Here is a 3623-nt window from a genome sequence, read left to right on the forward strand (position 1 = left end):
GACCGATCAGCGCGACGATCTCCCGGGCCTTGACCTCGAACGAGACGTCGTTGACCGCGACTACGCCGCCGAACTGTTTGCGCGCGCGCTCGACCTTGAGCAGGGTGCCGGTCTCGACCAACGTTCGCTCACGCGGCGCCAGGGCCGAACTGGTGTCGATCTTTGCGCGGCGGATCTTGATCGGGATCAGGTTGCTCAGCCATGGCCAGACGCCGCCGGGCGCGAGCTGCAGCAGGATCACCAGCAGGATGCCGAACACGATAATCTCAAGCTGACCCTGGCCGCCGAACAGCATCGGCAGATAGCTCTGCAGCACTTCCTTCAGCACGATCACGATCGCTGCGCCGAGCACGCCGCCCCAAACATAGCCGGCGCCACCGACCACGGCGATGAACAGATATTCGATGCCGGCCTGCGGGCCGAACGGCGTCGGGTTCACGTTGCGCTGGAAGTGCGCATACAGCCAGCCGGACAGGCCCGCCAGCACCGCGGCGTAGATGAAGACCAACAGCTTCGAACGAGCGGTGCGCACGCCGAACGCTTCGGCTGCGATATGGCCGCGGCGCAGCGCGCGGATGGCGCGGCCGGTGCGGCTGTCCAGAAGGTTCATGGTCAAGAGGGCGCTGATCAGCACCATCGCCCAGATCACGAAGTAGATCGACTCCGGGGACCACATTTCGAGCGAGCCGAGCGACAGCGGCGGCACCCGCGAGATGCCGTCGTTGCGGCCGAGGAAATCCAGCTTGCTGAACAGATAATACAGCGAGATGCCCCAGGCGATGGTGCCGAGCGGCAGATAGTGGCCCGAGAGGCGCACCGTCATCAGTCCGAGCAGGACCGCCGCGATGCCTGCGACCAGCAGCGACAGCGGCAAAGTCAGCCACGGCGAAATTCCGTAGACGGTGGTGATGTAGGCGGTGGTGTAGGCGCCGAATCCGCAGAATGCGGCCTGGCCGAAAGAAGTGAGGCCGCCGACGCCGGTCAGCAACACCAGGCCCATCGCTACCAGCGAGGCGAGGCCGATATTGTCGAGCAGCACGATCCAGAATGGGGGAATGCCGGGGATCAGCGGCAGCGCCGCCATCACGACCGCGAATACGAGGATGGGAAGCCAACGCGGCATCGCGCTCAATCCTTCTCTTCTTCGACCGCGGGGGCGGCGAGCGAGCGCAGCACCAGCACCGGCAGGATCAGCGTGAAGACGATGACCTCCTTGTAGTTCGAGGCGTAGAAGGAGGAGAAGGCCTCGACCACGCCGACCACGATCGCGGCGACCGCGGTGAGCGGATAGCTGATCAGGCCGCCGATGATCGCGGCGACGAACCCCTTGAGGCCGATCAGGAAGCCGGTGTCGTAATAGAGGGTGGTGATCGGGACGATCAGGATGCCCGAGATCGCGCCGATGACCGAGGCGAGCAGGAAGGCGAGTTGCCCGGACAGCGACGTCCGGATGCCGACCAATCGAGCCCCCAGCCGGTTGACCGCGGTGGCGCGCAGCGCCTTGCCGTAGCGAGTGTAGCCGAAGAACAGCCACAGGCCGATCATGACCACGATGGTGATCGCGTAGACGGCGAGGCTTTGGCCGGTGAAGCGAAGCGGGCCGAGCGTTACGGCCGCGTCGGACAGCGGCGGACCGCGCAGGCCCTCGGCGCCGAAGAACACCAGGCCGAAACCCTGCAGCGCCAGATGGACGCCGACCGAGGCGATCAGCAGCACCAGCACGGAGGTGTGCGCCAGCGGCTGGAAGGCGATGCGATACAGAAACAGGCCGATGGCTGCGACGATCAGCAGCGACAGTGCGATGTTCACCGCGACGCCGGGCTGGGTCGCGGGCAGGGCCATCGTCAGCCCAAGAACGATCGCCGGAAACACCAGATAGATCAGCACCGCCCGGATCACCTTGCCGGCGCGCAGCGATTTGCGGATGCTGAACAGCTCGAAGCCGAAGGCGACGATGCCCATCACCATCGCCAGATAGGCCGTGCCCGGCGTGCCGCCGGTCGACAGCGTCGCGTAAGTCAGAGCGCCGAATGTGATGAATTCGCCCTGCGGAATCAGGATGACCCGGGTCACCGCAAAGACCAGCACCAGCGCCAGTCCGAGCAGGGCGTAGATCGCACCGTTGGTGATGCCGTCCTGTAGCAGGAACAGCAGAATCGTGGTGTTCAAGCGGACGCTCCCCTCCGACAGAGTGCGGTCGCGCCGCATCCCGCCGCCGGCAGTTGAATTCTGCGCGGCCAATTTGATATGATGCATAACAATTATCGATTATAAGCTCAAGGCCCGCGCGAACGGGTCGCCAACAATCGATCAGCAGCGAGAGCCGAGGCGATGCCTGTTTCCAAAACTGCCGCCGGCAAGCCGCTCCGCCCCGCCCGCAAGGAGCCGCCTGCGACCGAGCTGGCGCAAGAGGGCGGCGAACTCGCAATGGGCGAACTCGCCGAGTTGCTCGGTTACGCGTTGAAGCGGGCGCAGCTTCGGGTGTTCGAAGACTTCCTGCAAAGCGTCGCGCCGGTGCAGCTCACTCCCGCGCAGTTCTCGGTGCTGCTGCTGCTCGACGCCAATCCCGGACGCAACCAGACCGAGATCGCAACCACGCTCGGCATCCTGCGGCCAAATTTCGTGGCGATGCTGGATGCGCTGGAGAGCCGCGGGCTATGCGTGCGCACGCGCTCGCCGAACGACCGCCGCTCGCACATTTTGATGCTGACCGACAAGGGGCGGGCCACGCTCGCGCGCGCCAAGAAGCTGGTGGCGAGCCAGCACGAAGCCAGGCTTGTTGAACTTATCGGCGAAGACAACCGCACCGCGCTGCTGGCGATGCTGGCGAAAATTGCTCGTGAATTCTAATCGGTCGTATCAATTGATATTTTGATCGCGCGATTAGTTCGTTGTGAATGCCGATCGCGGGTTCCCGTTCATGCGCCGGTAACGCTGAGTCGAGCGGCAACGCCGTGTTATGCGAGCGTTAAAGTCTCAGTCAATTGTTGGGAATACCCGAGTAACCGTCAGTTGGCGGGCCTCGAATGTTCAGAGTTTGGAATTGTCTCGAAACGCAGCATGATTGGAGACTCGTTGTTGTCGCCGGCTTGATCTGCCTGCTCACCAGTCTCGCCGCCGTCAATCTTTATCAGCGTGCGCGCGTCAGCGACGTTGCCGCGAGCATGTTCTGGCTGCTGACGGCGGGGGCGGTGACCGGCGGCGGCATTTGGGCCACGCACTTCATCGCCATGTTGGCCTACACGCCGGGCGTCGCAATCGACTACGACCTTAAACTCACCGTGGCCTCGCTTCTGCTCGCCGCCGTCATGACCACGCTCGGCTTCATCGCCGCCGCATATGGAGGTCGGCGCTGGGCCATCGTCGTGGGGGGCGGGCTGATCGGCATTGGCATCGCCGCGATGCATTACACCGGCATGGCATCGCTGAATCTATTGCTTGCCTGGGACAAAGGCACCATCGTGACATCCGTCATCGTCGGCATCGTGCTGGCGATCGGCGCGGTAGCGCTCGCCCAGCGCGGCGACTCGCTCTGGCGTCTGGCCGGATCCGGAGTCCTGCTGACGCTCGCAATCACCTCGCATCATTTCATCGCCATGGGGGCGTTCGAACTGCTCCCGACC

Annotated in this window: 4 protein-coding genes; 2 read left to right on the plus strand and 2 right to left on the minus strand. The window is 64.1% G+C overall.

Translation table 11 applies throughout. The annotated features are described in order from the left end of the window. The coding region (locus tag ACOJTD_RS08305) for an ABC transporter permease subunit (RefSeq protein ID WP_420132445.1) at nucleotides 1-1123 on the minus strand (1123 nt) is incomplete at its 3' end. Between the two features lie 5 nt (nucleotides 1124-1128). Next, nucleotides 1129-2169 carry a branched-chain amino acid ABC transporter permease gene (locus ACOJTD_RS08310; RefSeq protein ID WP_420132446.1) on the minus strand — a complete coding sequence of 347 codons (1041 nt, stop codon included), beginning with the start codon at nucleotides 2167-2169 and terminating at the stop codon, nucleotides 1129-1131. Nucleotides 2170-2331: 162 nt separating this feature from the next. Here ACOJTD_RS08310 and ACOJTD_RS08315 point away from each other — a divergent pair, with 162 nt between their 5' ends. Beyond that, nucleotides 2332-2850, plus strand: coding sequence for a MarR family winged helix-turn-helix transcriptional regulator (locus tag ACOJTD_RS08315; protein ID WP_420132447.1), 519 nt, complete (start codon nucleotides 2332-2334; stop codon nucleotides 2848-2850). A gap of 239 nt (nucleotides 2851-3089) precedes the next feature. Then, nucleotides 3090-3623, plus strand: a 534-nt coding sequence (locus ACOJTD_RS08320; RefSeq protein ID WP_420132448.1) for an MHYT domain-containing protein, incomplete at its 3' end; no start/stop codon positions are given.

Origin of the sequence: Rhodopseudomonas sp. (assembly GCF_048594845.1) — a bacterium.
Lineage (GTDB): Bacteria > Pseudomonadota > Alphaproteobacteria > Rhizobiales > Xanthobacteraceae > Rhodopseudomonas.

Excerpts from the sequence above, each read along its gene's own strand:
- ACOJTD_RS08315 (WP_420132447.1), top strand. The coding sequence starts at position 2,332 with ATGCCTGTTTCCAAAACTGCCGCCGGCAAGCCGCTCCGCCCCGCCCGC.